General features: G+C 74.3%; 25 protein-coding genes. 8 read left to right on the top strand and 17 right to left on the bottom strand.

Going from position 1 to position 26,686, the window contains the following annotated elements; all coding sequences use genetic code 11:
- Positions 1-208 precede the first annotated feature (208 nt).
- Positions 209-1,039 (top strand): DUF1566 domain-containing protein, encoded by an 831-nt coding sequence (locus R3E88_06865; GenBank protein ID MEZ4216181.1) that lies wholly within the window; start codon positions 209-211, stop codon positions 1,037-1,039.
- Positions 1,040-1,116: 77 nt separating this feature from the next.
- Here the strand turns inward: R3E88_06865 and ttcA are convergent, their stop codons facing one another.
- The 7 genes from ttcA to R3E88_06900 form a co-directional block, all read right to left on the bottom strand.
- Positions 1,117-1,917 (bottom strand): tRNA 2-thiocytidine(32) synthetase TtcA, encoded by an 801-nt coding sequence (gene ttcA, locus R3E88_06870; GenBank protein ID MEZ4216182.1) that lies wholly within the window; start codon positions 1,915-1,917, stop codon positions 1,117-1,119.
- Positions 1,918-1,972: 55 nt separating this feature from the next.
- On the bottom strand, positions 1,973-2,668 hold the full coding sequence (locus R3E88_06875; protein MEZ4216183.1) for a carbonic anhydrase family protein: 696 nt from the start codon (positions 2,666-2,668) through the stop codon (positions 1,973-1,975).
- Between the two features lie 81 nt (positions 2,669-2,749).
- Positions 2,750-3,640 carry a hypothetical protein gene (locus R3E88_06880; GenBank protein MEZ4216184.1) on the bottom strand — a complete coding sequence of 297 codons (891 nt, stop codon included), beginning with the start codon at positions 3,638-3,640 and terminating at the stop codon, positions 2,750-2,752.
- 194 nt (positions 3,641-3,834) lie between these two features.
- On the bottom strand, positions 3,835-4,884 hold the full coding sequence (locus R3E88_06885; protein ID MEZ4216185.1) for a CoA ester lyase: 1,050 nt from the start codon (positions 4,882-4,884) through the stop codon (positions 3,835-3,837).
- A 5-nt stretch (positions 4,885-4,889) separates the two neighbouring features.
- Positions 4,890-5,111, bottom strand: a complete 222-nt coding sequence (locus R3E88_06890; GenBank protein ID MEZ4216186.1) for a hypothetical protein — start codon at positions 5,109-5,111, stop codon at positions 4,890-4,892.
- Positions 5,111-6,028 carry a CoA-binding protein gene (locus R3E88_06895; GenBank protein ID MEZ4216187.1) on the bottom strand — a complete coding sequence of 306 codons (918 nt, stop codon included), beginning with the start codon at positions 6,026-6,028 and terminating at the stop codon, positions 5,111-5,113. The genes R3E88_06890 and R3E88_06895 overlap by 1 nt, the downstream gene beginning before the upstream one ends.
- A complete protein-coding gene (locus R3E88_06900; GenBank protein MEZ4216188.1) occupies positions 6,025-7,236 on the bottom strand; it encodes an ATP-grasp domain-containing protein in 1,212 nt (403 codons plus the stop codon). Before R3E88_06900 ends, R3E88_06895 begins: the two co-directional genes overlap by 4 nt.
- 220 nt (positions 7,237-7,456) lie before the next feature.
- Here R3E88_06900 and R3E88_06905 point away from each other — a divergent pair, with 220 nt between their 5' ends.
- Positions 7,457-8,623 carry a zinc-binding dehydrogenase gene (locus tag R3E88_06905; protein ID MEZ4216189.1) on the top strand — a complete coding sequence of 389 codons (1,167 nt, stop codon included), beginning with the start codon at positions 7,457-7,459 and terminating at the stop codon, positions 8,621-8,623.
- Positions 8,624-8,815: 192 nt separating this feature from the next.
- Here the strand turns inward: R3E88_06905 and R3E88_06910 are convergent, their stop codons facing one another.
- Together R3E88_06910 and R3E88_06915 are read right to left on the bottom strand one after the other, a co-directional pair.
- Positions 8,816-9,907 carry a MaoC family dehydratase gene (locus R3E88_06910; protein ID MEZ4216190.1) on the bottom strand — a complete coding sequence of 364 codons (1,092 nt, stop codon included), beginning with the start codon at positions 9,905-9,907 and terminating at the stop codon, positions 8,816-8,818.
- A 46-nt stretch (positions 9,908-9,953) separates the two neighbouring features.
- On the bottom strand, positions 9,954-10,751 hold the full coding sequence (locus R3E88_06915) for a DUF547 domain-containing protein (GenBank protein MEZ4216191.1): 798 nt from the start codon (positions 10,749-10,751) through the stop codon (positions 9,954-9,956).
- A gap of 239 nt (positions 10,752-10,990) precedes the next feature.
- On the opposite strand from R3E88_06915, the gene R3E88_06920 reads away from it, so the two are divergent.
- The 5 genes from R3E88_06920 (at position 10,991) to R3E88_06940 (ending at position 16,154) form a co-directional block, all read left to right on the top strand.
- A complete protein-coding gene (locus tag R3E88_06920) occupies positions 10,991-12,016 on the top strand; it encodes a GNAT family acetyltransferase (protein ID MEZ4216192.1) in 1,026 nt (341 codons plus the stop codon).
- Positions 12,017-12,093: 77 nt separating this feature from the next.
- Positions 12,094-13,428 carry an MFS transporter gene (locus R3E88_06925; GenBank protein MEZ4216193.1) on the top strand — a complete coding sequence of 445 codons (1,335 nt, stop codon included), beginning with the start codon at positions 12,094-12,096 and terminating at the stop codon, positions 13,426-13,428.
- A 132-nt stretch (positions 13,429-13,560) separates the two neighbouring features.
- On the top strand, positions 13,561-14,370 hold the full coding sequence (locus tag R3E88_06930; protein MEZ4216194.1) for an SDR family NAD(P)-dependent oxidoreductase: 810 nt from the start codon (positions 13,561-13,563) through the stop codon (positions 14,368-14,370).
- Positions 14,367-15,311: a sterol desaturase family protein gene (locus R3E88_06935; GenBank protein ID MEZ4216195.1), complete on the top strand. Its 945-nt coding sequence runs from the start codon at positions 14,367-14,369 to the stop codon at positions 15,309-15,311. Before R3E88_06930 ends, R3E88_06935 begins: the two co-directional genes overlap by 4 nt.
- Positions 15,312-16,154: an SDR family NAD(P)-dependent oxidoreductase gene (locus tag R3E88_06940; GenBank protein MEZ4216196.1), complete on the top strand. Its 843-nt coding sequence runs from the start codon at positions 15,312-15,314 to the stop codon at positions 16,152-16,154.
- On the opposite strand, the gene R3E88_06945 is transcribed toward R3E88_06940, so the two are convergent.
- The 7 genes from R3E88_06945 to R3E88_06975 are packed head-to-tail and all read right to left on the bottom strand — an operon-like array spanning position 16,151 to position 24,041.
- Positions 16,151-17,932 carry an acyclic terpene utilization AtuA family protein gene (locus tag R3E88_06945; protein ID MEZ4216197.1) on the bottom strand — a complete coding sequence of 594 codons (1,782 nt, stop codon included), beginning with the start codon at positions 17,930-17,932 and terminating at the stop codon, positions 16,151-16,153. The genes R3E88_06940 and R3E88_06945 overlap by 4 nt on opposite strands.
- Complete coding sequence (locus R3E88_06950; protein ID MEZ4216198.1) at positions 17,925-18,788, bottom strand: SDR family oxidoreductase; 864 nt, start codon at positions 18,786-18,788, stop codon at positions 17,925-17,927. The genes R3E88_06945 and R3E88_06950 overlap by 8 nt, the downstream gene beginning before the upstream one ends.
- Complete coding sequence (locus R3E88_06955) at positions 18,785-20,392, bottom strand: carboxyl transferase domain-containing protein (GenBank protein MEZ4216199.1); 1,608 nt, start codon at positions 20,390-20,392, stop codon at positions 18,785-18,787. Before R3E88_06955 ends, R3E88_06950 begins: the two co-directional genes overlap by 4 nt.
- Positions 20,389-21,009, bottom strand: a complete 621-nt coding sequence (locus R3E88_06960; protein MEZ4216200.1) for a biotin/lipoyl-containing protein — start codon at positions 21,007-21,009, stop codon at positions 20,389-20,391. The genes R3E88_06955 and R3E88_06960 overlap by 4 nt, the downstream gene beginning before the upstream one ends.
- Complete coding sequence (locus R3E88_06965) at positions 21,006-22,487, bottom strand: biotin carboxylase N-terminal domain-containing protein (protein ID MEZ4216201.1); 1,482 nt, start codon at positions 22,485-22,487, stop codon at positions 21,006-21,008. Before R3E88_06965 ends, R3E88_06960 begins: the two co-directional genes overlap by 4 nt.
- Positions 22,487-23,257, bottom strand: a complete 771-nt coding sequence (locus R3E88_06970; protein ID MEZ4216202.1) for a TetR/AcrR family transcriptional regulator — start codon at positions 23,255-23,257, stop codon at positions 22,487-22,489. Before R3E88_06970 ends, R3E88_06965 begins: the two co-directional genes overlap by 1 nt.
- A gap of 1 nt (position 23,258) precedes the next feature.
- The gene (locus R3E88_06975; protein ID MEZ4216203.1) at positions 23,259-24,041 is read right to left on the bottom strand and encodes an enoyl-CoA hydratase-related protein; all 783 of its coding nucleotides are present in this window, start codon (positions 24,039-24,041) and stop codon (positions 23,259-23,261) included.
- Positions 24,042-24,258: 217 nt separating this feature from the next.
- On the opposite strand from R3E88_06975, the gene R3E88_06980 reads away from it, so the two are divergent.
- Positions 24,259-25,428, top strand: a complete 1,170-nt coding sequence (locus R3E88_06980) for an acyl-CoA dehydrogenase family protein (GenBank protein MEZ4216204.1) — start codon at positions 24,259-24,261, stop codon at positions 25,426-25,428.
- On the opposite strand, the gene R3E88_06985 is transcribed toward R3E88_06980, so the two are convergent.
- Complete coding sequence (locus R3E88_06985; protein MEZ4216205.1) at positions 25,429-26,625, bottom strand: hypothetical protein; 1,197 nt, start codon at positions 26,623-26,625, stop codon at positions 25,429-25,431.
- Positions 26,626-26,686: the final 61 nt, after the last annotated feature.

The raw sequence follows: 26,686 nt of genomic DNA on the forward strand, positions 1-26,686 counted from the left end.
GAAACGAAGGCGCGCGGAAGGCGCGCCTGGGAACCGATCGGAAGCCTCTCGAGCCGCCAGCGTAGCGGGTTCCCGCGAGAAGGCCCGCGGCCCGGGTCGCTGCGCGGAAGCTGCGGGTCGGATCGCCGCTCGGGCCCGTTGCGGGCGTCATGCCCCGCCGCGCAGGTGTTAGGGTCGCCCCCGTCACCACGAAACGAGGTATCCCCCGATGTCGTCCCTCCGCCGTCTGGCCATCGTCGCGCTCTCGCTCTTCCTCGCGAGCTCGTCGCACGCCGTGAGCGAGGCCTTCGTGAAGGCCCAGCTCAAGTGCACGCGCGCGCAGCTCTCCGAGACGCGCAAGCTCGTGTCCTGCGTGTACGCCGAGCAGGACAAGGCCCTGCGCAAGGGGCTCTCCACGCTCGACCTGTCGAAGTGCCTCGCGAAGTTCTACGACCGCTGGGCGAAGGCGGAGTCGAGGGCGGACGCGAAGTTCGGCCCCGGCACGTGCCCCTCCGCCATCGACGCCCTCGGCGCCGAGGGGATGGTGGCGGACTTCCAGCTGCGATCGGCCGCCGCGATCCAGGGGATCCGCTTCATCGACATGGGCTTCGCCGTCGGCGACACGCAGACCGGCCTCATGTGGATCAAGACCGACGACGCCGGCGGCGTCACCGACTTCGACAACACCTACGACTGGTACACGGGCGGCAGCGCGACGATCTCGGACGCGCCGCGCAACGGCACCGCGTTCACGAGCTACCTCGACCAGCTGAACAGCTGCACGACGGGCACGACCGGGTACGGGAACTACTGCGACTGGCGGCTGCCGCAGCCGGGCGAGCTCGCGACGATCGTCGACTGCAGCGCCGGCCCGAACTGCATCGACGAGTCGGTCTTCGGCCCCACGAAAGGGAGCTTCTACTGGACGAACTCCCCGGCGACGAGCGACCAGCGCTTCATCGGGACCGTCAACTTCAGCAATGGCTCGCAGCCGACGCTCAGCGGACTCGTGAACACGTCCGTGCGGGCCGTGCGGCACTGGGTCGGCTTCCTGTTCTAGGACGCGAGGACGCGAGGACGCGAGGACGCGAGGACGCCGCGCCCGGGCGCGGGACGCGGTCGGCGCTCGCGGGGGCCCTACAGCCCCGCGAAGTCGAACAGCTTCGCGTCGGCGAGCGTGGCCGGCTCGACGTGCTGCAGCGCGCGGAAGATGGAGTCGACGCGCCCGGGGTGCGCGCGCTCCCACTCGGCGAGCATGCGCGCGACGGCCTTGCGCTCGAGGTTCGGCTGCGAGCCGCACAGCGTGCACGGGATGATCGGGAACCGCCGCGCGCGCGCGTAGCGCGCGATGTCGCGCTCGGTCGCATGGCAGAGCGGGCGGATGACGACGTGGCGACCGTCGTCCGAGCGGAGCTTGGGCGGCATGCCCTTGAGCTTCCCGCCGTGGAAGAGGTTCAGGAAGAACGTCTCGACGATGTCGTCGCGGTGGTGGCCGAGCGCGATCTTGTCGAAGCCGTTCTCGGCCGCGAAGCGGTAGAGCGCGCCGCGGCGAAGTCGGCTGCAGAGGCCGCACTGCGTGCGCCCCTCCGGCACGACGCGCTTCACGACCGAGTACGTGTCCTGCTCGATCACGTGGAAGGGGACGCCGCGCGCGCGGAGCCAGTCGGGCAGCACGTGCGCGGGAAAGCCCGGCTGCTTCTGGTCGAGGTTCACGGCGACGAGCTCGAACCTCACGGGCGCCGAGCGCTGCAGCGAGAGCAGCAGGTCGAGCATCGCGTACGAATCCTTGCCGCCCGAGAGGCAGACCATCACGCGGTCGCCGTCGTCGATCATCCCGAAGTCGGCGATCGCGCGACCGACGAGCCCGCGCAGGTGCGCGCCGAGGCGCTTCGCGTTGTTCGAGGGGGGCGGCGCGGGCAGGGTGGCGGGCGTCGTCATGGCGGCGTCTCGGGGCGCGCGGCGCGACCGTCGGGGCGTCCCGACGCGGCGCGGCTCAGAACTCGGTGATCGCGCGGGCTCCGAGCGGCTGCACGTCGCGGGCGTTGCCGCCCTCGAGCACGAGCAGCCGCACGATCTGGTCGCTCGACGCCTCTCCGCGCCGCTTGCGAACGAGCCACGTGACGCCCTCGGTGTACGGATGCGTCGTGAGCGAGCCGTCGTAGGCGTAGAAGGGCCCGCTCTCGCCGAGCGCCGCGGCGACGTCGAGCGCGTCGGCGCGGTCGACGCGGCCCTCGTGCGCCGGGGCGTCGCTCAGCAGCCGCTCGAGGAAGGGGTCGGCGGCGCCGGCCTCGAAGAGCACGGCGACGACGAGCAGCCGCCCCGCCGCGCTCCGGTGCACGAGGTGCATCTCGAGGGGAAGCCGCCGTCCCTCGAGCCGGTGCTCGGACGGCGTGTGGAAGTGGAGCTGCTCGAGGTCGAAGCGCGTGCCGTCGTAGTCGAGGCCGCTCCCCCGCTCGATCTCGAGCTCGAGGGTGTGCGGCAGCAGGACGAGGTGCTCGGGCGTCGCGTGATAGTCGACGACGACGCGGTGCGCGGAGCGCTCGAGCACGTGGTCGACGGGGAGGTCGACGGGCGACTGCCGCGCGACTCCGCGCGCGGCGGGCGGCGGGGCCCCCGCGCACGCGACGAGCGCGAGGGTCGCGGCGAGGGCGAGGGCGCGCATCGCGCGCGCGCCACCGGAGTCGAGCATGGGCGAGCCCTCCTCCTGGCGGCATCTCGCGGCGCGCGAGGCTACCGCGCCGCGACGCCGTGCGCCGCGCGGCCGCGCGCGTCACGCGTCCGATGCGGGATAGATCCCCTTGAAGCCCATGCGCCGCGTGATCACGGCGTCGACGCCGTGGACGAACGCGAAGACGACGGTCGCGAGCACGGCGGTGGCCGCGAGCGAGCTCGACGGGTCCTCGGCGTGGATCTGCACGGCCGCGAGGCCGACGACGAGCCAGGCGCCGACGCCGCCCGCGATCTCGACCGCGCCGAGCAGGCGGTGGCCGAGGTAGAGGTCGCCGAGGCCGGGGAAGGCGAGCGACAGCCAGCCCGCGCGCGCCGCCGACTTGAAGCCGCGGCCGCACTGCCGGCAGCGCTCGGGAAACTCGCGCACGCGCACGCCGCAGTGGGGGCACAGGTTCGAGCGGCCCGACACGCGCGGCTCCGTGCGGCTCGCGCGCACGTGCGCCTCGAGGCGCTCGCGCAGCGCGCCGCGGTCGCGACGCGGGACGCCCGTGAGCGTGAGCTTCCTGCCGTCGTTGAGCGTGAGCACGAGGTAGCCGAGCCGGCGCTTCACGACGCTCGCGATCGCCGCATAGCGAACCTCGGAGCGCAGCTCGCGCGCGCGCCCGCGGCCGTCGATCTGCAGCAGCACGATGCGCTGGCTCGTGAGCACGACGGCGCGGCGGTTCACGAGGTAGGCCCACGCGCCCATGAAGTAGTGGTCGACGAACGAGTACTCGACGCCCCAGGTCACGGCCTCGACGCGTTCGCCGTTCGCGAGCAGGCCGCGCAGCGCGTCGTCGATGGATTGGATCAGCTTGAGCCGCTTGCGGTCGAGGCGGCGGGCGAAGAAGCCTTCGCCGGTGAAGATCTCGGAGAACCCGTAGGGCAGGCTCGCGTCGCTCACGTTCGCGAGGTCGGCGGGAGAGTGGGCGGCGGCGAGGACGCTCGGCATCGCGGGGCTCCTGTCTTCTGCGCGCGCCGGGCACGGCGGGCGCAGTACGGCGCGCTCCGCGATGGCGGCCCGGCAGGCGAGGTGCGGTGCCCTGGTTCGGCGCGGTGCGGCGGCGGCTCGAGCGCAAAGACGCCGCACCCGCGCGGTCTGCGCACGGTCTGCTGGCTCGAGATGGGGCAGTCGGCGGGGCCGGGCTAGAACCCGTAGGCCTTGCGGAGGTCCGGGTCGCGCTCGGCCATCAGGCGCGCGCACTCGACCATGACGCGGCACTGCTTCACGGTGGCGTCGTCCTGCATCTTGCCGTCGATCATCACGGCGCCGGTGCCGTCGCCCATCTCCTCGAGGACGCGCTTCGCCCAGAGCACCTCGTCGACGGGCGGGCTGAACACCTTCCGCGCGATGTCGACCTGCACGGGGTGCAGGCTCCAGGCGCCCACGCAGCCCATCAGGAACGCGTTCCGGAACTGGTCCTCGCAGGCGACCGTGTCCTTGATGTCGCCGAAGGGGCCGTAGTACGGAAGGATGCCGTTCGCATTACAGGCGTCGACCATGCGCGCCATCGTGTAGTGCCACAGGTCCTGCTGCGCGGTGGCGCGCGGCGCGCTCTCGTCGCTCGGGTCGGGATCCTGGCGCACGAGGTAGCCGGGGTGGCCGCCGCCGACGCGCGTCGTCTTCATGCGCCGGCTCGCGGCGAGGTCGGCGGGGCCGAGCGACAGGCCCTGCATGCGCGGGCTCGCCGCGCAGATCTCCTCGACGTTCGCGACGCCGAGCGCCGTCTCCAGGATGGCGTGCACGAGCAGCGGCTTCGTGAGGCCGGCGCGCGCCTCGAGCTGCGCGAGCAGGCGATCGACGTAGTGGATGTCCCAGGCGCCCTCGACCTTCGGGATCATCACGACGTCGAGCTTGTCGCCCACCTCGCCGACGAGGCGCGTCACGTCGTCGAGGAACCACGGGCTCTCGAGGCAGTTCACGCGCGTCCACAGCTGGCAATCGCCGAAGTCCGTGTCGCGGGCGATCTTCACGAGGCCCTCGCGCGCGGCGACCTTGTTGTCGGCCTTGATCGCGTCCTCGAGGTTGCCGAGCAGGACGTCGCACTTCCTGGCGAGGTCGGGGATCTTCGCCGCCATCTTCTCGTTCGAAGGATCGAAGAAGTGGATCATGCGCGACGGGCGGAACGGGATCTCGCGCGGCGGCATCGGCGCGCCGAGCGCCATCGGCTGGAAGAAGTCCTTCGCACTGCGCACGGCCGCTACTCCTTCTCGTAGAGCTTGACGACGCGCACCTTGCCGGGCGCGGCGTCGAGACAGAGGTCGCACAGCGTGCACTCGTCGAGGTTCGCCTCGACGATGCGCACGCCCGCGTCCGTGGCCTCGAAGATGTCGACGGGGCACGCGTCGTCGAGCCTGCGCGCGACCTCCGGGTCGCGGGCCGCGCTCGGGTCGACCACGACGTCGATGAAGAGTCCGGGCATCACTGCTTCTCCCCGAGCGCCTTGCGGAGCAGCCCCGGGATCTCCTCGATCCGCTCCGCGACCTGGATCCCCGCCGCGCGCATGCGCTCGATCTTGTCGGCGGTCGTGTCGGCCTTGCCCTCGACGATGGTGCCGGCGTGGCCGAACCGCATGCCGGGCATCTCGTCCATGAAGCGGCCCGCCATGAACGCGACGATCGGCAGGCGCGAGCGGTGCTCCTTCACCCACTCCGCGAGCTCGGCCTCCATGCGGCCGCCGGGCTCGGAGTAGATCGCGATCGCCTTCGTCTGCGGGTCGGCCTCGAAGAGCGGCATGAGCTCGGCGTAGGTCGTCCCGATGATGGCGTCGCCGCCGATCGAGACGGCCGTGCTCTGCCCGAGGCCCGCCGCCGTCAGCGTCGACGCGATCTCCGTCGTCATGCCGCCCGAGCGCGACATCACGCCGATCGGGCCCTTCGAGTACGCCTGGCGCGTGTTCGCCGCCGGGCCGCCGATGCCGCCCATCTTGATGCCTTCGCCCTCGGGCCCCGGCGAGATGAGGCCCAGGCAGTTCGGCCCGATGATGCGCGCGCCGCGCAGCTTCGCGAGCTCGACGCACTGCGCGACCTCGCGCCGCGGCACGCGCTCGGTGACGACGACGACGAGCTCGATGCCGTTCTCGATCGCCTCGAACACCGCGTCCTTCGTGAAGTTCGGCGGCACGCAGACGATCGAGCCCGTGACCTTCTGGTCCTTCGTGATGTCGCGGACGCAGTCGTAGACGGGGACGCCGTAGACGTCGCGGCCCGCGCGCCCCGGCGTGACGCCGCCGACGATCCTGCTTCCGTAGGCCAGGTTCTCGCGCGTCAGGCTCACGGCCTCGCGGCCCGTGATGCCCTGCACGATGAACGTCGTGTCGCGGTCGATCAGGATGCTCATCGCGGCGCGCCTCCCATCTTCGCGACGGCGCGGCCGGCCGCCTCGAACATGCTGACGCCGCGGTCGCAGTACTCGACGCCGTACTTCGCCAGGATCTTGAAGCCCTCGTCCTCCCACGAGCCCGGGATGCGGAAGATCGCGATCACCTCGCTCGGGTCCTTGCCCATCTCGAGGCAGCCCTTGATGACACCGCGCGCGACGATGTCCACGCGCGTGTTCGACACGACGTTCATCATCACGGCGATCTTCTCGACGCCGGGCTTGCCGAGGATCAGCTTGGTGAGCTCGCAGGCCTTCTTCACGCTCGGGTTGCCGCCGATCTCGCAGTAGTTGGCCGGCTTCCCGCCGTGCTTGCGCACCGCGTCGAACAGCGTGAGCGAGCCGCCGCCCGCGCCGATCACGAGCCCGAGGTTCCCGTCGAACTCGACGACGTTGCCGGCCACGCCGCGGTGGTCGCTCGCGTCGACCTTCGCGCCGGCGATCTCGAACGGCGTCGGCGGGCGCGCGAGGCGCGTCTCCTCCTTCCCGATCCCGAGCTCGTCGAGCAGCTTCGCGTGCCGGTCGCGCGCTTCGGCCTCCATGTCGACGTGGCCGTCGAGCACGAGGAAGGTGCCGTCCTCGAGCTTCGCGAGCGGGTTGATCTCCGCGAGCGTCAGGTCGTACTCGAGGAAGAGGTCGACCAGCTTCGCGACGATCGGCACGAGCTTGTTGAGGTCGCTGCCCGAGACGCCGACCGCGCCGATCGCCTCCTTCGCGATGCGCGGCGTCGTCGGCAGGATGGTCGACACGTGCGTCTTCGAGACGCGGTCGGGGTGCGTCTCCGCGACCTCCTCGATGTCGATGCCGCCCATGTCGGAGAAGATCACGACCGGGAGCTTCGCGCGGCCGTCCCAGGTGACGCCGACGTAGTACTCCTGCGCGATCGGGCTCTTGCGCTCGACGAGGATCGAGCGCGCCTTCTCGCCGCGCACGACGACGGGCAGGATCTCGTCGTGGCGCGCCGCCGCCTCGTCGGGCGTGTCGGCGAACTTCACGGCGCCCGCCTTCATGCGGCCGCCCGAGAGCACCTGGCTCTTGAGCACGACCGGGCCCGCGAGCTCGCGCGCCGCGGCGCGTGCCTCGTCCGCCGTGTGCACGACGCGGCGCGGGCCGAGCGGCAGCCCGCGGCGCTCGAAGAGCGCCTTCGACTCGTATTCGTAGAAGCGCATTGGATGGAAGCCCTGGGCTCTCGGCGTCGACGTCCGGTCGCCTGCGGGCGCGATCGCGGCCCGCTCGGCGTCCCGGCGCAGTGGGGGTGCGCGGAGCGCGACCGGGAGTCAGCGCGGGGCCTTCCGCCGATCGCGTAAGCGCGCGGACCTTATTGCCTTTCTCGTCGCGCGGCAAGACGGTAGGGTACCCGCCCACTCGAAACCGGGGAGCGCGATGGCGATGGGACGAACGGTCAAGGCGTACTCGATCACGACGGAGGCCATCGAGGCGGAGGCGGCGCGCGCCAAGGCGGAGGGCGTCGAGATCGACGTCTCGCGCGTCGTCCGGCTCGACGACCTCGCGCTCCCCGACCTCGGCCCGCGCGACGTGCACCTGCGCATCCTCGCGGCGTCGGCCGAACATAACATCAGCCACGCGGCGACCGCCGACACCGTCAACATCGCCGAGGCGCGGGGCGGCAAGATGTTCCCGGGCAACTCGGCCGTCGGCGAGGTGCTCGCGGTCGGCCGCGACGTCGCGAAGTTCGCCGCGGGCGACGTCGTGATCACGCACTGCAACGGCTCGCCCGACGCGTACGGCTTCCCGACGCGCATCTGGGCCTACGACATGCCGGACTCCGTCGGCTGGTACGCGCAGGAGGCGGTCGTCGGCGACTGGCAGATCGTGAAGGCGCCGCTCGCCTGCGGGCTGAACCTGTGGGAGATCGCCGCGCTTCCGCTGCGCGCGCCGACCGCCTATCACATGTGGCGCCGCGCGCTCGGCATCTACCGCATCAAGGTGCCGCGCGAGCGCCGCGCCGTGCTCAACGTGCTCGGCTTCGGCGGCGGCGTCTCCGAGCTGTTCCTGATGAACGCGAAGGCCGAGGGGCACAACGCGTTCTTCTGCTCGGGCAGTCCCGAGCGGCGCGCCGCGCTCGAGAAGCAGGGCATCGTCGGCATCGACCAGAAGGCCTATCACCGCTTCGCGAGCCGGGACGACGTGAAGGCGTTCGGCGCCGAGGTGAAGAAGCTCACGAACGGCGAGGGCGCCGACATCGTGTGCGACATGCTGCGCGGGCCCGTCTTCGAAGCGGGCTTCTCCGTCGCCGCGCGCGAGGGCGTGAACGTCTCGGCCGGCTGGCAGCTCTCGCAGAAGATCACGTACAACTCGACGCTCGCCTCCGTGAAGCAGGTGACGCTCGATCACACGCACTACGAGACGCTCGAGGGCGTCACCGCCGCGACCGAGCTCTACGGCCGCGTCTACAAGCCCACCGTCCACCGCGAGATCTACGCCTTCGCCGACCTCCCGCGCGCGATGGAGGAGATGACGCGCAACGTCCAGACCGGCATCCCCATCATCCGCGTGGCCGACGCGATGCCGGACTCGGTGAAGGGGCTCGTGTAGGCGTGGTGCCGCGGCGCGCAGCGCGCGACGCAGCGCTCGGCGGCGGGCTCTCGTTCGCGACCCTCGCGGGCAGGCTCGCCTCGGGCGAGGCGTTCGCCGCGTTCGTCCGCAACGACGGGAGCGCGACGATCGCGCTCGTCCCCGAGCCCGGCACCGGCGCGCTCGCCGCGCTCGGCGTCGCGGGGCTCGCGCTCAGGCGTAGTGGCTGCGGCGCTTCACGACGACGTCGCGGTCGAGCGTGAAGATCTGCGTCTTCTTCCAGCCGTCGGGTGCGTCGGCGTCGCGCTCGTGCTTGAAGCCGAGCAGGCGGGTCTCGACGACGCCGAGGTCGGGGCGGCCCGGGAGGTCGCGCTTCCCGAGCACGTCCGTGGCCGCGTAGACGGTGTCGCCCGCGAAGAGCGGCGCCGTGTGGCTCCCCGTCTTGTAGACGAGGTCGCCGAGCGCGTTGTCGCCGACGTCGGGGCTCGACAGGCCGAGGCAGAGCGTGAACGGGATGCCGCCGAACACGATCAGCCGGCCGCCGACGTACTGCTTCGGGTCGCGGTCGATCATGTGCTGGTTGCAGTGCACCTGGCTCGTGTTGTCGAGGATGCCCGTCAGCCAGATGTGCTCGTCGGTGATGGTGCGCGCGCGGGAGTGCTCGATGCGCGTGCCGGGCTCGAGATCCTCGAAGTACGAGTCGCGGCTCGACAGATGGGCGAGCCCGGCGTAGGCCTCGCGGCCGGCGTACTCCGGCAGCCAGAGCTCGCACGGCACCTCGTCGGGCGCGACGTCGAAGCCCTCGACCTCGATGCTCGCGTCGTCCTTGTAGACCTGCACCTTGCGCTGCCAGGTCATGACGATCGCCTCGTCGTCCGCGCCCACGTTCTTGCGCGCGGTCGACTGCACGGAGACGATGCCGAGGTTCGGCCGGCTCGAGGAGGGCCGCACGCCGAGGATCTTCGTCTCGACCTCGATCGTGTCGCCGACGTACACGGGCGCGCCGAAGCGCATGTCGATGTACTCGAGGTTCGCGCGCGCGTTCTCGGAGATGTCCTCGACCGTCTGCGAGAACGCGACCAGCATCGTGAGCGCGGGCGGGCAGACGAGGCCGCGGTAGCCGTGGGCGCGCGCGTGACGCGCGTTCTTCGACAGCGGGTTCGTCGCCATCGAGAAGTCCGAGAAGATCGCGAAGAGCCCCTCGGTCACCGTCTTGCCGCCGTGGTGGCGGAACACCTGGCCGGGCCGGAAGTCCTCGAGGAAGTTGCCCGTCTTCTTGCGGACGATGCGGGGGGCGTCGCTCACGTCGTTGGCTCCTGGGTGCGAGGGGGGCGGAGCATATCCGCCGCGCTCACCGGCGCCAGTCGTTGAGCGACCAGTCGTAGTCGAAGTACGCGAGGGCGGGGTCGTGCGCGGCGATCCACGCGCGATCGTCGTCGCTCGCATAACGCGCGGCGAACGCGAGCGGTCCGCCCTGCGCCTCGAAGTCCTCCGCGAACCACAGGAGGATGCGACTCGTGGTCACGCGCATCGCCGCGCGGTCGACGCGCAGCCCCTTGCGCGGGTCGGCCATCCAGCGCCGCCACGCGGCGTCGAGCTGCGCGTCGAGCGTCTCGGCGCGGAACGGCTCGCGCGCGAGCGACGGGCACGACGTCGACGCGCACACGATCGCGCCGTGGATGCGCGGCTCGCCGAGCGGGCGCAGCGTGGCGTGCTCGATCCCGTCGAGCGAGATCGCGCGCCCCTCGATGCGCGCCGCCTCCCGCTTCCAGACGGGAGCGAAGCCCGGGATGCGCACCCAGCCCGCGCCGACGTCGCGGATGCTGTCGACCGGGTAGTGCGCCACCACCGTGTCGATCGCGAGGACGTTGTAGGCGTTGATCCAGAACGCGAGGCGCGCCTCGCGCGTCGGCAGCGCCGACGGCGTCGCCGCCTCGAGCGACGCGACGAGCGCGCGCCAGCGCGGCTCGCGCCCGAGCCCCGCGTAGTCGACGCGCGTACCGACCGTGGCGTCGACCGCCTGCGTGTACTCGGCGAGCAGCGCCGCGTAGAGGTCGAGGTCGAGATCCGCGGCGCGCGCGGCTCCGGGCACCGCACTCGCGAGGCACGCGAGCGCCGCGGCGAGCGCGCGCAGTCGGGGGTGTCGCATGGGGCCTCCTCGTCGCCGCGTCGCGCGCGAGCGCGTCCGGGCCCGGGTCGGATGCCGCGCGCGCCGCGGCGTCGCGCGCAGCGCTGCACCGCGCCGCGCGCCGTTCGCCGATCGCGCGGCGGCGAGCGGCGAGCGGCGCGCGAGGCTACCTCGCGGACGCGCGCGCGCCCGCGCTTCGCGCGGCCGGCCCGGCGCGGTGCTACACGGCGGCGATGGCGCGCGAAGCGGCAGCGACGCGGATGACGGCCGCCGCGGTGGTCGAGGTGCTCGACGCGCTCGCGCGCGCGGGCGTGGACGTCTGCGTCGACGGCGGATGGGGCGTCGACGCGCTGCTCGGCCGCGAGACGCGCGCGCACGCCGACCTCGACCTGATCGTCGCCGCGCGCGACGCCGCGGCGCTCGATCGCGCGCTCGCTTCCGAAGGCTTCGCGCGCGCCGCCGCATCGCGCGACGGCGACGACCCGAGCGCGGGCTTCGTCCTCGTCGACGGGCAAGGGCGGAGCGTCGACGTCCATCCCGTCGCCGTCGACGCCGAGGGGCGCGGCGGGTTCCGCCTCCCGGAAGGCGGGACGTGGTGGTTCCCGCGCGCGGCGTTCGAGGGCGCCGGTCGCATCGCGCATCGCGCGGTGCGCTGCCTGTCGCCGCAGGCGCAGCTGCAGTGCCACGCGCAGGGCTATGCGCCGACCGCGACCGACCGCGCCGACATGGAGGCGCTCGCGCGCGCCTTCGGGCTCGTGCTGCCGCTCGCCTACGCGCGCTCGCTCGACGCGGATGCGAACGCCGCACCCGCGCCCGACGCCGCGCTCGGAGCAGACGCCGCGCTCGGAGCGGACGGGCCCGTCGTCCGCGCGTTCGCCGAGCGCGATCGCGCGGCCGTCGTCGCGCTCTGGCAGCGCGTGTTTCCCGACGACCCGCCGTGGAGCGACCCGCACGACGTCGTCGATCGCAAGCTCGGCGTGCAGCGCGAGCTCTTCCTCGTGGCCGAGCTCGACGGCCGCGTCGTCGCGACGGTGCTCGCGGGCTTCGACGGCGTGCGCGGCTGGGTCCACCACCTCGCCGTCCATCCCGACGTGCGCCGGCGCGGGCTCGCGACGCGCCTGCTCGACGCCGCCGAGCGCGGGCTCGAAGCGCTCGGCTGTCCGAAGCTGAACCTGCAGGTGCGGGCCGGGAACGCCGGCGCCACCGCCTTCTACGTCGCGCGCGGCTTCGCCGCCGAGGATCGCGCGAGCTTCGGCAAGCCGCTCGGCCGCTGGCGGCGCGACTAGCACGGCTCGCCGCGCGCCGGCGTCGCGCACCGCGTTCTCCGCCCCCGCGCGCCTCGCCGTCTGCCATGCTGCCGCGCGTGTCGGCTCCCGCGCCCGTCCCGCCGCCCGCGAACGCGTCGCGCCACGCCTGGCTCACGCTCGGGATTCTGATGGCGACGACCGCGCTCAACGTCGCGGACCGCAACCTGCTGAACATCCTGCTGCAGCCCGTGAAGGAGGCGTTCGACGCGACGGACACGCAGATGGGGCTGCTCGTCGGCACGTGGTTCGCGGTCGTGCACAACGTCGCCGTGCTCTTCGTCGGGCGGCTCGCCGACCGCGGCGACCGGCGCTCGCTCGTCGCGGCCGGGCTCTTCCTGTGGAGCGGGCTGACGGCGCTGTCGGGCGCCGCGCAGAGCTACGCGCAGCTGCTCGTCGCGCGCATGGGCGTGAGCGCGACCGAGAGCGCGGGCAGTGCGCCCGTGCACTCGCTGCTCGCCGACGCCTTCCCGCCGCACCAGCGCGCGACCGCGCTCGGGCTGATCTCGATCGGCGGCATCGTCGGGATCGCGCTCGGCATGGCGGTCGGCGGCGTCGTCGCGGCCGCGTGGGGGTGGCGCGCGGCCTTCCTCGTGTTCGGCGCGCCGGGGCTCGCGCTCGCGTTGGTGGTGCGCGCGGTCGTGCGCGAGCCCGCGCGCGGCGCGGCGGACGGGATCGCGGCCGGCGCGTCGGCACCGCCGCTGCGCGCGACGGCCGCCTACCTGTTCGGCAGCCGGACGTACGTGCACGTCGTGCTGAGCGCCGGCTTCCACGCGTTCGCGAGCATCGGCACGGCGTCGTGGTACCCGGCCTACCTCGGGCGCGTGCACGGGCTCGACCTCGCGACGACGGGCGTCGCCTACGCCGTCGTCGGGCCGCTGCTCTCCGGCATCGGCGCTTTCGTCGGCGGCCGCCTCGCCGATCGCGCCGGCGCGCGCGACGTGCGCGCCTACATGCGCATCCCGGCGTGGAGCGCGGTGCTGTCGGTGCCGTCGACGCTCGCGTTCGTGCTCTGGCCGGCGGGCTCGACCTTCGCGCTCGGCGACCGCGAGCTCCCCGTCGCCCTGCTCGTGCTGATGCCCGCGTCGTTCCTCGGCGGCATGTGGAACGGGCCGACGCTCGCCGCCGTGCTCGGCATCGCGCGGCCCCGCATGCGCGCGCTCGCGTCGGGCCTCACGACGGGGACGTACAACCTCGTGGGCCTCGGTCTCGGCCCGCTGCTCGTGGGCGCGCTGAGCGACGCGCTCGCGCCGACGCACGGCGTCGCATCGCTGCGCATCGCGCTGCTCGTCGTCGCCCTCGCGCACCTCTGGGGCTCGCTCCACAACGCGCTCGCGGCGCGCACGCTCGCGCGCGCGCTCGCGGACGCGCGAGCCGGGCCGGGCGCGGCTTGACACGGGCGACGCGACCGGCGGAGCATCGGCCCGCCGATGCGCCGCGCGCGCCGATCGGAGTGCCGATGCAACGTCCGCCCCGAATCCGCACCGCCGGGTCGCGAGCGCGGCCCGTCCGCGGGGCCGCCTAGCATGTCCGCGCCGCGAGGCCGCCGCGACTGGCGCGGGCGCGGTGTCGTCGTCACCGGCGCGTCGAGCGGAATCGGCGAGGCGCTCGCGCGCAGGCTCGGCCGCGAGGGCGCGCGCCTCGCGCTCGTCGCGCGGCGCGAAGCCGAGCTCGCGCGCGTCGCCGACGCGATCGCGGCCGATGGCGGCCCCGCGCCCTGCGTCCTCCCGTGCGACTTCGCGGACCCTTCCGCCGCCGCCGAGGCCGGACGGGCCGCGGAGGCCCGCCTCGCGCCGGGCGGTGTCGAGCTGCTCGTGAACAACGCCGGCTACGGCGGCCACCGACGCGCGGTCGACTGGCCGCTCGACGACGTCGCGCGCATGACGACGGTGAACTACGTCTCGAGCGTCGCGATCACGCAGGCCGTGTTGCCCGCGATGCTCGCGCGCGGCCGCGGCGACGTCGTGTTCGTCGCGTCGGTCGCGGGCAAGGTCGCGACGCCGCTCGAGGCCCCGTACGCGGCGACCAAGGCCGCGATGCTGGCGTTCGCCGAGGCGCTGTCGTGCGAGGTCGAGGACGCCGGCGTCCACGTGCTGAACGTCTGTCCCGGCGTGATCGACACGCCCTTCTTCGGGGAGGACGACCTCGCCGCGATGCCGGCCGTCGCGAAGCGCGGGATGGTGCCGGTCGACGGGCTCGTCGACGCGGTGCTCGACGCGCTCGCACGCGGGCGGCGCGAGATCACGCATCCGCGCGCGATCGCCTCGGCGTATCCCGTGAAGGCGATCGCGCCAGGCTGGTTCCGGCGCAACGTGAAGCGGACGACGCTCGGATGACGGAGTCGCTCGCGGCGCGCGCGGTGAGGCTGGGCGCGTATCCGTGCGTGCTGCTCGCGAGCGTCGGCGGTGCGGCGGCCTGGATCGCGTCGGGCGGCGAGCCCGACGTGGCGACGACCGCCGTCGGCTTCGGCCTCGTCCCGGTGTGCTTCGCGCTCGAACGCGCGTTCCCCGCGTCGCCGCGCTGGCGTTCCGACCCGCGCGAGATGGGCGCCGATGCGCTCCACATGGTCCTCAGCAACGCGGTTCCGATGGCGCTCCTGCGCGCGCTCCTGCTCGGCGCGCTGGTGGCGGCCACGGCGCCGATCGCGGAGCGCTTCGGCGCCGGGCTCTGGCCCGCGCACGCGTCGCTCGGCGCGCAGTTCGCACTCGCGCTCGGGCTCGCCGAGCTCGTCAACTACGCGCTCCACCGCGCCTACCACGAGACGCGCCTCTGGCCGCTGCACGCCGTGCACCACTGCTCGCCGCGGATGTACTTCGGGATCTCGGTCCGCAAGCACCCGCTGCAGGCGCTGCTCACGTACGGCGGGCGCTTCTCCGTGCTCTGGGGGCTCGGCGCGACGCCGCAGGCGCTCGCGATGTACGCGGTCTTCGTCTCGGCGAACTCCTACCTCCAGCACGCGAACGTGCGCATGACGACGGGCCCGCTCGGTCTCCTGCTCGCGACGCCCGAGCTCCACCGCGAGCACCACGCGAAGCCGATCGAGCGGCACGACCGCAACTACGGCGATTCGCTGATCGTCTTCGACCGCCTGTTCGGCACGTTCCGCGCGCCCGAGCCGTCGGGCGTCCCGTCGGACGACATCGGTCTGCCGGGGATCGAGGTGCCGCAGACGTTCGCCGCGCACTGGCGGCTGCCCTTCGCGTGGCGGAGGCTCCACGCCGAGGCGAGCGGCGCATCGCCCGGCGCCGGCGTGCCCGCCCCCGCGGAGCGACGTTAGGTGCGCGCGGAAGGGGTCGCGTGGGTGACGGGCGCGGGGCGGGGCCTCGGCCGTGCGGTCGCGCTCGCGCTCGCGGCGCGCGGCTTCGACGTGCTCGCGACGATGCGCGACCCGGCCGCCGGCGCGGCGCTCCCGGCCGAAGCGGCGCGGCAGGGCGGCCGCCTGCGCGTGGCGCGCTACGACGTCGAGGCGCCCGGCGATTTCGCGCCGCCGGCCGGGCTGCGCGTCCTCGTCAACAACGCGGGCATCGAGTGCGCGAACGAGCCCGTCGAGCACCAGCCGCCCGACGACGGGCGCCGCGTCTTCGAGACGAACTTCTTCGGGCTCGTCGAGGCGACGCGGCGCGCCATCCCCGCGCTGCGCGCCGCCGGCGGCGGTGTCGTCTGCAACGTGACGTCGTCGTCGCTGCTCGCGCCCGTTCCGTTCTACGCCGTGTACCGCGCGAGCAAGGCCGCCGTGTCGGCGTTCGGCGAGACGCTCGCGACCGAGCTCGCGCCCTTCGGCATCCGCGTCGTCGAGGTGCTGCCGGGCCCGATCGAGACCGACATGCTCGCGGCCGCGTCGACGCGAGCGCCGGAGGCCTCGGCGCGCGCGGCCTACGCGCCGATGGCCGAGCGACACCGGGCGGGGCAGCGCGCGGTCGAGGGCCGCGCGACGCCGGCCGCCGAGGCGGCCGCGCGCATCGCGGACGCCGTGCTCGACGATGCGTCGCCGCTGCGCGTGGCGTGCGACCCGGTCGGCGAGCAGCTGCTGCGCGCGTGGCGCGCGAAGAGCGACGAGGAGCACCGGCGCGCGATGGCGCCCGCGTGGGGCACGACGGCGCCCGAGCGGCGCGACGACTAACGAATGCCGGCCGCGCGCGCGAGCGCTTCCGGCACGTCGACGACCTGGGCGCGCAGGAGCTCGCCGAGCCCCTTCGCCTGCGGGTCGATGCGCGTCGACGACGCGACGCCCTCGCCGAGCAGGCCGACCACCACGAAGTTCAGCGCGCGCAGGTTCGGGAACGCGTGGCGCTCGACGCGGAGCGCGCGCGTCTCCGGCAGGAGCGCGCGGAAGCCCTCCACCGTGAGCGCGCGCTCGAGCCAGGCGTAGGCCTCGTCACTGCGCGCCCAGACGCCGACGTTCGCGTTGCCGCCCTTGTCGCCCGAGCGCGCGCCGGCGAGGCGGCCGAGGGGGAGGGCGACGGTCGGGCCCTCCGGAGCGGCGGGAAGCGCGCGCGGCCGTGCGACGACCGGCTCGGCGAGTGCCGCCGCGGGCGCGAACGGAAGCTCGATCTCCCCGCCGTCGGGGTCGACGACGCGCGTCGCGACCTCGTGCGCGGGCACGAGCGCCGGCCAGTAGACGCCGAACTCGCGCGCGTCGGACGGGGGCGCCTGCGTGAAGAGGCCCGGCACGCTGCCGAGCAGCATCTCGGTCGCGCGGTTCGCGAACGCGCGGCCCGCGACGCGCGCGTCGCGCGACTTGACCGTCACGTGCAGGAACGAGACGGCGTCGGCCGTGGTCGACGCGCCGGGGTTCCCGCGCTCGAGCACGACGGCGACCTCGTCGAAGCGCTCGCGGCCGCCGACGCGCTCGAAGAGCGCGCGCTCGATCGCCGCGGCCTTCGCGTCGACGTCGAGGCCCGTGATGCCGAAGCTCACCGTGTTGCGGAAGCCGCCGACGTGGTTGATGCACACCTTGAGCTCGGACGGCCGCGGCTCGCCGCGCACGCCGCTGACGCGCACGCGGTCGGGCCCGTCGCTCGCGAGCTCGATCGTGTCGAAGCGCGCGACGACGTCGGGGTTCGCATAGCGAGGGCCGGCGATCTCGTAGAGGAGCTGCGCCGTCACGGTGTCGACCGAGACGAGGCCGTCGGTGCCGGGGTGCTTCGTGACGACGAAGCTCCCGTCCTCCGCGATCTCGGCGATCGGGAAGCCCGGGGCGACGAGCCGCGGCACCTCCTCGAAGAACGCGAAGTTGCCGCCGCAGGCCTGCGGCCCGCACTCGAGCACGTGGCCGGCGACGACGGCGGCGGCGAGGCGGTCCCAGTCGTCGTCGCGCCAGCCGAAGTGCCACGCGGCGGGGCCGACGACGAGCGAGGCGTCGGTGACGCGCGGGCACACGACGACGTCGGCGCCGCGCGCGAGCGCCGCCGCGATGCCCCACGCGCCGAGGTACGCGTTCGCGCTCACGGGCTCGATGCCGGCCTCGGCGAGCGGCGTGCCGCGGTCGAGGTGGGCGAGCGCGTGGCCCTTCGCGAGGAGCTCGGGCAGGCGGGGCAGGAGGTCGTCGCCCTCGACGTGCGCGACGCGCGGGGCGAGCCCGGCCGCGCGCGCCTGTGCGCGCAGCGCGTCGGCGAGCGCGCGCGGGGCGAGCCCGCCGGCGTTCACGACGATGCGCACCCCGCGCTCGAGCGCGGGGCCGAGCACGCCTTCCATCTGGCGCAGGAAGCTCGCCGCATAGCCCGTGCCGGGCTTGCGCTCGCGCGCCTTGTGCAGGATCAGCATCGTGAGCTCGGCGAGGTAGTCGCCGGTCAGCACGTCGACGTCGCCGCCGTCGAGCATCGCGCGCGCGGCCTCGGGCACGTCGCCGTAGAAGCCCGACACGTTCGCGACGCGCAGCGGAGCGCGCGCGTCAGCCATCGCCGCGCCCTTCGTCCGCGGCGCGCGTCCAGCCTTCGGGCCGCCCGGCCTGCCAGAGCTCGCCGTGCAGGTGGTGACCGCCGTCGACGGGCAGCACGACGCCGGTGACGAAGGGCGTCGACGGGGCGGCGAGGTAGACGACCGCGTCGGCGACGTCCTGCGCGACGCCGAGCGAGCCCGTCGGGTGCGCGGCGGCCATCTCGGCGCGCACCTCGGGCGCGTAGTGCTCGAGGCCGCGCGTGTCGATTCCGCCGGGCATCACGCAGTTGACGCGGATGCCGAGCGGCGCCCACTCGACGGCGACGTTGCGCGACAGGTACGCGACGCCCGCGCGCGCGGCGACGGTGTGCGCGAGGCCGTACATGCCGCGCTCGTAGGGCGCGACGATGTTGACGATCGCGCCGGACGCACCGCGCGCGCGGAGGCGTCGCGCGGCGCGCTGCATCATCGTCCACGTCCCGTTCAGGTTCGTGTCGACGACGGCGCGGAAGCCCTTGTCGGAGAGGTCGATCGCGTGCTGCGGGAACTGCCCGCCCGCGTTGTTGACGAGCACGTCGACGCCGCCCATCTCGGCGTCGAGCGCGTCGAAGAGCGCGTCGACGGCCTCGGGCTCGCGGATGTTGGTCGGCCGCGCGAAGCAGGCGTGCCCGAGCGACGCGAGCAGCGCGCGCGTCTCGTCGAGCGGCTCGGCGCGCCGCCCGCAGACGGCGACGCGCGCGCCGAGCTCGGCGGCCGCGAGCGCGATCGCCTGGCCGATGCCCGTGCCGCCGCCCGAGACGAGGAGGCGCACGCCGTCGAGCAGCCCTGCGCGGAAGGGCGAGGGGCGTGCGAGCACGTCGTCGCGCCGCAGCGTCACAGCCGGAGCACTCCGTACGACGGCGCGCCGATCGGCGCGGAGAGCGACGCGTGCAGCGCGATGCCGAGCGCGTCGCGCGTGTCGACGGGGTCCAGGATGCCGTCGTCCCACAGGTGCGAGGTCGAGTAGTAGGCCGAGAGCTCGCGCGCGTAGCTCTCGAGAATGGGCCCGCGGATGGCCGCGACGTCCTCGGGGCCGAGCGTCGCGCCGCTGCGCTCGAGCTGGCGGATCTTGACCTCGGCGAGCGTGTCCGCCGCCTGCTCGGCGCCCATCACGCCGATCTGGTGGTTGGGCCACGTGAACAGGAAGCGCCCGTCGAACGCGCGCCCGCACATGCCGTAGTTCCCGGCGCCGAACGAGCCGTTCACCATCACGGTGAGCTTCGGCACCTCGCTGCAGGCCTGCACCATGATCATCTTCGCGCCGTCCTTGCAGATGCCGCGCTCCTCGGCGTCGCGGCCGACCATGAAGCCCGTGATGTTCTGCAGGAAGACGAGCGGCGTGCCGCTCTGGTTGCACAGCTCCATGAAGTGCGCGCCCTTGAGCGAGCTGTCGTTGAACAGCACGCCGTTGTTCGCGAGCACGCCGACCTTCATGCCCCAGAGCCACGCGTAGCCGCAGACGAGCGTCGTGCCGTAGTCGGGCTGGTACTCGTGGAAGAGGCTCCCGTCGACGATGCGCGCCACGACCTCGCGCATGTCGAACTGCACCTTGGGGTCGTCGGGCACGATGCCGTACAGCTCCTCGGGGTCGTACCAGGGCGGCTCCGGCTCGCGCCGCTGCACGGGCGCCTTCTCGCCGCGCGGCCACTGCGCGACGATCTCGCGCCCGAGCGCGATCGCCTCGGGCTCCGAGTCGGCCGCGTAGTCGGCGACGCCGCTCACGCGCGTGTGCAGGTCGGCGCCGCCGAGCGACTCGGCGTCGATCACCTCGCCCGTCGCCGCGCGCACGAGCGGCGGGCCGCCGAGGAAGATGCCGCCGTTGCCGCGCACCATGACCGAGTAGTCCGAGAGCGCCGGGATGTAGGCGCCGCCCGCCGTGCACTGGCCGAACACGAGCGAGAGCTGCGGCACGCGCAGCTTCGACAGCAGCGACTGGTTGCGGAAGATGCGACCGGCCGCATGGCGATCGGGAAACAGGTCGGCCTGCAGCGGCAGGAAGCCGCCCGCGCTGTCGCACATGTGAACGACCGGGAGGCGGTTCTCGAGCGCGATGTCGAGGCTGCGCACGATCTTCTTGACCGTGAGCGGATACCACGCGCCGCCCTTGACGCTCGGATCGTCCGCGCGCACGACGACCTCGCGTCCCGCGACGACGCCGATGCCGACGACGACGCTCGCCGCCTTCGCGTCGCCGCCGTACTCCGTGCACGCCGCGAGCGGCGAGAGCTCGAGGAAGGGCGTGCCGGGGTCGAGGAGCCGCGCGATGCGCTCGCGCACGGGGAGCTTGCCCTGGCGCGCGAGCCGCTCGACATCGCGCGCCGGGCGGTCCTCGCGCGCGGCGCGCTGGCGTTCGCGCAGCTCGGCGACACGCGCGCGCGCGGAAGCGTCGTAGCGCCGGAACGTCGCGCCGTTCGGATCGATGTGCGACTCGATGCGCCTCATCGGCTCCCTCCCGCGCGCGCGGCCGGGCCGCCCGCCGCCTCGCCTTCGCCCTCGCGCGCCACGGCGGCCCGTGCGTCCGCCGGCTCGATGCGCGCGAGCACCGCACCGCGCTCGAACGCGCTCCCGGGCTCGCACGGCAGGGCAGCGACGCGGCCGGCCACCTCGCTCGCGATGCGCGACTGCAGCTTCATGCTCTCGATCACGAGCAGCGCCTGCCCGGCGGCGACCGTCTCGCCCTCGCGCACGAGGTGCTCGACGACGACGCCCGGCATCGGCGCGAGCGCGGCGCCGCTGCCGCTGCGCGCGCGCGCCCGCGCGCGCAGCCGCTCGAGCTCGCTCTCGATGCGCACCGCGAACGCGCGGCCGCGCGCGTGCACGTGCACGACGTCGCCGTCGACGAGCGCCACGACGCGCTCGCGCCGACCGTCGAGCTCGAGCACGAAATCGACGACGCCGGCGACGTCGCAGCCGCGCGCGGCCTCGGGCGCGACCGCGTCGCCCGGGGACAGCGCCGCCTCGCGCAGCGCGCCGTCGATCTCGAGCGCGATGCCGCCCGCGCGCGAAGGCCGCCCGACGACGCGCACGCTCGTTCCCGCGACGTCGGCGAAGAACGTCATCGCGCGTTGCCCCAGGCGCCGATCGCGCGGTGGAGGGCGGGGATCGCGGCGATGCCCTCGACGAGCGGGCGGTGGGCGAGCGCGGCGACGGCGGCGACCACCTCGCGCGTCTCCGCGTCGGGCGCGCCGCGGAGCGCGTCCGCGTGCTCCGCGAGGAAGCCCGTGTGGACGCGCGCGGCGCGGAACGCGTCGTGGTCGAGGACGCGTGCGAGGTGGTCGACGTTCGTCGGCACGCCGAGCAGCACGAGCGCGCGCAGGCCCGCGATCGCGCGCGCGATCGCGGCGTCGCGCGTGTCGCCGTGCGCGACGAGCTTCGCGAGCATCGAGTCGAAGCTCGCGGAGACACGCGACCCGCTCGCGACGCCGGCGTCGAGGCGGAGCCCCTCTCCCTCCGGTGCGCGCAGCAGACGCACGACGCCGGTCGCGGGTCGGAAGTCCGCGTCGGGCTCCTCGGCGCACACGCGCACCTCGATCGCGACGCCGCGTGCGCGCACGTCGGCCTGCCGGAACGCGAGCGGCTCGCCCGCCGCGACGCGCACCTGCTGCTCGACGAGGTCGAGGCCCGTCACGCACTCCGTCACCGGGTGCTCGACCTGCAGCCGCGTGTTCATCTCGAGGAACGAGTAGTCGTCGTCGGGCGTGACGACGAACTCGACCGTCCCCGCGCCCTCGTAGCCGACCGCGCGCGCGAGCGCGACGGCGTCGTCGCGCATCGCGCGGCGCACGGAGTCGGGCAGGCGCGGCGCAGGCGCCTCCTCGACGAGCTTCTGGAAGCGGCGCTGCACGGAGCACTCGCGATCGAGGAGATGGAGGCACGCGCCGTGGCGGTCCGCGAGCACCTGCACCTCGACGTGGCGCGGCCGCTCGACGAAGCGCTCGACGTAGACGCGCTCGTCGCCGAACGCGCGCGCCGCCTCGGCGCGGCAGCGCGCGAGCGCGTCGGGGAGCTCGGCGAGGTCGCGCACGATCTGCATGCCGCGCCCGCCGCCGCCGGCCGAGGCCTTGATGAGCAGCGGCGCGCCGAGCGCGCGCGCGCGCTCGACGAACGTCGCGGGATCGTCCGCCTCGAGGATGGCCGGGGCGACGCGCAGGCCGCGCTCCGCGGCGAGCGCGCGCGCCGCGATCTTGTCGCCCATCGCGCGGATCGCGCCCGGCGGCGGGCCGATGAAGACGAGCCCCTCCGCCGCGACGCGCTCGGCGAACGCGGCGTTCTCGGACAGGAAGCCGTAGCCCGGGTGCACGGCGTCCGCGCCCGCGTCGCGCGCGAGGCGCGCGATCTGTTCGCCGTCGAGGTAGGCGCGCAGCGGGTCGTCGCCCTCGAGCGGCAGCACGCGGTCGACGGCGCGCGCGGCCGGCTCGCGCGCGTCGACCGGATGGCACGCGAGCAGGCTCTCGATGCCCATCGCGCGCAGCGTGCGCGCGATGCGGACGGCGACCTCGCCGCGGTTCGCGATCGCGATGCGCGCGAAGGGCGGCATCACCCGGGCTCCTGCGCGCGCTCGAGCGTCGCGACCGCGCGCTCGAGCCGCTCGACGACGTCGGCGCCGCGCGCGGCGGGGACGCCGCGCGCGATCCCGAACAGGATCGCGTCCGCGAGCTGCGCGCCGAGCGCGTCGATGCGCGCGGGCCGTCCGGCGTTCACGTGGCGCCAGAGCGCGTGCTCGATGCTGCCGAAGAGGAGGTCGCGCAGGACGAGCGGCGAGACCTCGGCGCGCAGCTCGCCGTCGCGCTGTCCCTGCTCGAGCACGCCGATCGCGACGTTCGTGTAGCGGCGCGCGAGCGCGCGGATGCTGCGGTCGTAGAGCGCGGGGTCGGGCCGGATCTCGGACAGGATGAGGCGGCACATGCCGAGATCCTGGACGTACACCTGCAGGTGCCGCGCGATCAGGAAGCGCAGCCGGTCCTCGGCGCCGCGGATGGCGCGCAGGCCCGACTCGACGTCGGCGATGAGCGCCTCGTAGAACGCGCCGACGACGCGCAGGAGGAGCGCCTGCTTCGTCTCGAAGTAGGTGTAGACGGTGCCCTCGACGACGCCGGCGCGGTCGGCGATCTCCGCCACGGAGCCGCCGGCGTAGCCGCGCTCGGTGAAGACGGCGCGGGCGGCGGCGAGGATGTCGCGCTCGCGCTCCTCGCGCGGGCGCCGCGTGCGGCGCGCGGCGTTCGCGGGGTGCGCGGCGCGCCGCTCGGTGCGCGCGCGCGGCGCGGGGCGGCGCGCGTCCGTGTCGCCCGGCCTCGACCGCGCCGCCACCTCAGCGTCCCGTCCACGCGGGGTCGCGCTTCTCGCGGAAGGCGCGCCGCCCCTCGGCCGCGTCCTCCGTGCGCGCCATCGTCGGCAGCATCAGCTGCGCGTACTCGAAGGCCTCGTCGAGCGACATGTCCTGCATGGCGCGCCAGCCCATCTTGCCGAGGCGGATCGCCGTCGGCGACTGGCGCGTCACGCGCTCGAGCAGCCACTCGACCTTCGCGTCGAGCTCGTCGGGCTCGACGACGTAGTTGACGAGGCCGGCCTCGAGCGCCTCGTCCGCCGTCCAGCGCACGCCCGTGATGCACCACTCGAGGAGCTTGCGGCGCGGCATCGTGCGCGCGAGGTAGGGCAGGATCATCATCGGGAACAGGCCGACGCCCGTCTCGGGAACGCCGAGCGTCGCGCCGCGCCGCACGACGGCCATGTCGCACGCGCACGCGAGCCCGAGACCGCCGGCCAGCGCGTGCCCGTTCACGCGCGCGATCGTCGGCAGGCCGCAGCGCTCGAAGGCGCGGAAGAGCTCGATCACCGCATTGCCGGGGCGCGCGGGGTCGACCTCGAACGGGCCCTCGTCGCGCGAGCCGAGGTCGCCGCCCGCGCAGAAGGCGCGGTCGCCGGCGCCGGTGAGCACCACCGCGCGCACCGCGGCGTCGGCCTGCGCGCCGGAGAGCGCCGCCGCGATGCCGCGCACCACCTCGTCGTTGAAGGCGTTGCGCTGCGCGGGGCGGTCGATCGTGATCCACTGCGCGGCGCCGCGTCGCTCGCTGCGGACGAGCGGGGTCGACATGCTGAGGCCTCCTCATTCCGCGCGCCGGTCGCCGCGGCGGGCGCGATCGGCGCCGTGCGGGCGGATCCCGGCGATCGCACGCCCCGGGCGTGAGCGGCGCGCGGATTGGCTTCGCCGCGCGCGCCGCATAGAATGAGCCCGACTCAATACGCTGTCGAGCGGAATCCGATCGGCCGCGCGGTCGGCCGCCGCCGGCCGCGGCGAAGGAGGGCGCGCCGTGACGCCGCAGGGACTCTCCGAGGAACGCGCTTCGGTGCTCGCGTCGGCCGACCGGCTGGCGCGCGAACGGCTCGCGCCGCTCGCGCCGCGCATGGACGCCGACGAGTGGTGGCCGCCCGAGGTCTTCCCGCTGCTCGGGCAGAGCGGCTTCCTCGGTGTGACGGCGCCGGCCGAGCTCGGCGGCGCCGGGCTCGACCTGTTCGCGAGCGGGCTCGTCGCGCAGGCCTTCGGCCGCTGGAACCACGCCGTCGCGCTCTCGTGGGTCGCGCACGAGAACCTCTGCCTCAACAACATCCTGCGCAACGCGAGCGACGAGCAGCGCGAGCGCTTCCTGCCGCGGCTGTGCGACGGCACGCACGTCGGCTGTCTCGCGCTGACGGAGCCGGGCGCGGGCTCGGACGCGCTCGGCAGCATGGCGACCACCGCGCGCCGCGACGGCGACGACTACGTGCTCGACGGGCGCAAGCTCTACATCACGAACGGGCCGATCGCGGACGTGGCGCTGCTCTACGCCAGGACCGACCCGGCCCGCGGCGCGCGCGGCATCTCCGCCTTCGTCGTCGACATGCACGCGCCGGGCGTCGCGGTCACGCAGAAGCTCGCGAAGATGGGCTTCCGCGGCTCGCAGACCGCCGAGCTCGCGTTCGACGGCTGCCGCGTCCCGGTGGCGAACCGGCTCGGCGCCGAGAACGGCGGCGTCGCGTGCCTGATGAGCGGCCTCGACCTCGAGCGCGCGATGATCGCGCCGATCTGCCTCGGGATGGCGGAGCGCGCGCTCGAGCTCGCAGTCGCGCACGCGCGCGACCGCGTGCAGTTCGGCGAGCCGATCGGCCACTTCCAGATGGTGCAGTCGCGGCTCGCCGAGATGTACGTGCTCGTCGAGACGATGCGCGCCTACACCTACCACTGCCTCGCGTCGCTGAACGACCTCGCGCCCGGCGAGGGCGGGCGCGGCTCCGCGCACGCGATGTCGGCGGCGTCCGTGATGTACGCGGCCGACGCGCTGCACGCGGTGCTCGACCACGCCGTGCAGGTGCACGGCGGCGCGGGCTACGTCTTCGAGACCGAGATGAACCGCCTCTACCGCGGCATCAAGCTGCTCGAGATCGGCGCCGGCACGACCGAGGTGCGCAAGCTCATCATCGCGAAGGAGCTGCTCGCGGGCTGACTAGCGCGCGGCCCCGGCCCGGCGGCGCGCCGCGATCGCGCCGAGCATCGCGAGCGCGGCGGCGGACGCCGCTCCCGCCCCGGGCTCGGGAACGAAGATCGAGTCGCAGCGCGCCAGGAACGGCGCGCTCGACGTGCCCGCGACCTCGACGGTGCACAGCACCTCGGCCGATGCCGCGGAGGGCGGCGACGTCGCCGCGAGCACGACGGCGTCGAAGGCCGCGCCCGGCGTCGCGTCGACGCGCGTCGTCGTGGCGATCGGGCTCGTGCAGGTCGCGTCGTCGTGGAAGCGCACCTCGATGCCCGCCGTGCCCGCGCGCGCCTGCCCGAGGCTCGCCTGGATCGAGCCGCCCGCCGCGTAGTCGGCGCCGCCGACGACGGGCACGCACGGCGAGCCCAGGCTCCCGGTCGCGCCGTCGACGGGCGTGCTCAGCGCGACGCGCACGGAGCTCGACGTGGTCGAGCCGTCGACGTCGAGCACGTCGAGCGCGGCGCTGTCGAGGCCCGTCGCCGACCAGCCGGCGAGGCTCGTGTCGAACTCGGCGCCCGCGACGAGGTTGTTCGGACGCAGGCGGCGGAGCGCGTCGTTGGGCGCGGCGCACGCGTTCGTCGTCGACCCGAACGACGTCCGCTCGCAGACGCGCGACGTGACGACCGGAAAGCTCGGACTCGTGAACGTCGGGCACGTGAGGTCGTTCGCGATGCGCAGCACGACGGGGCTCGCGACGTTGCCGTTCGGCGCGCGCACGCGGAGCACGCCCATCGTGCTCGCCGTCATCGGGTCGAGCTCCCACTCGAGCTGCGAGCCCGTGCCCTCGAGGCTGTCGATGACCTTCGAGCAGAGGCCCGGTGGGAGATCCGAGACGTCGGACTCGAGCGTCGAGAACGGGTCGTTCAGCGCCATCTCCGCGTCCGAGCCGGACACGTCGAGGCCGTGCAGCGAGCCGCCGGTCGCCGCGTAGCCGAACGTGAACGCCTTGAGCCCGGGGCCGGTGCCGACGTGCTGCACGACGACCGTGTAGTCGGTGCCCTTCCACTCGAAGTCGTCGGGCCCGGCGAACAGGATCACGAAGTCGTCGGCCTGCGCGCGCGCGTCGCGCGGCGCGGAGGCGGCGAGCGATGCGAGCCCGAGCACCGCGGCGGCGATGCCGAGCGTGCGCGCGCGGCGCGACCGGGAGCGGAGGAGGGGGAGGGGCATGCGCGTCGGCTCTCGTCAGGGGGAGGAGGCCCGCCGGGCCGCGGGCGTCGAGCGCGCGCCA

The sequence above is a fragment of the Myxococcota bacterium genome, from assembly GCA_041389495.1.
Classification (GTDB): domain Bacteria; phylum Myxococcota_A; class UBA9160; order UBA9160; family UBA4427; genus JAWKRT01.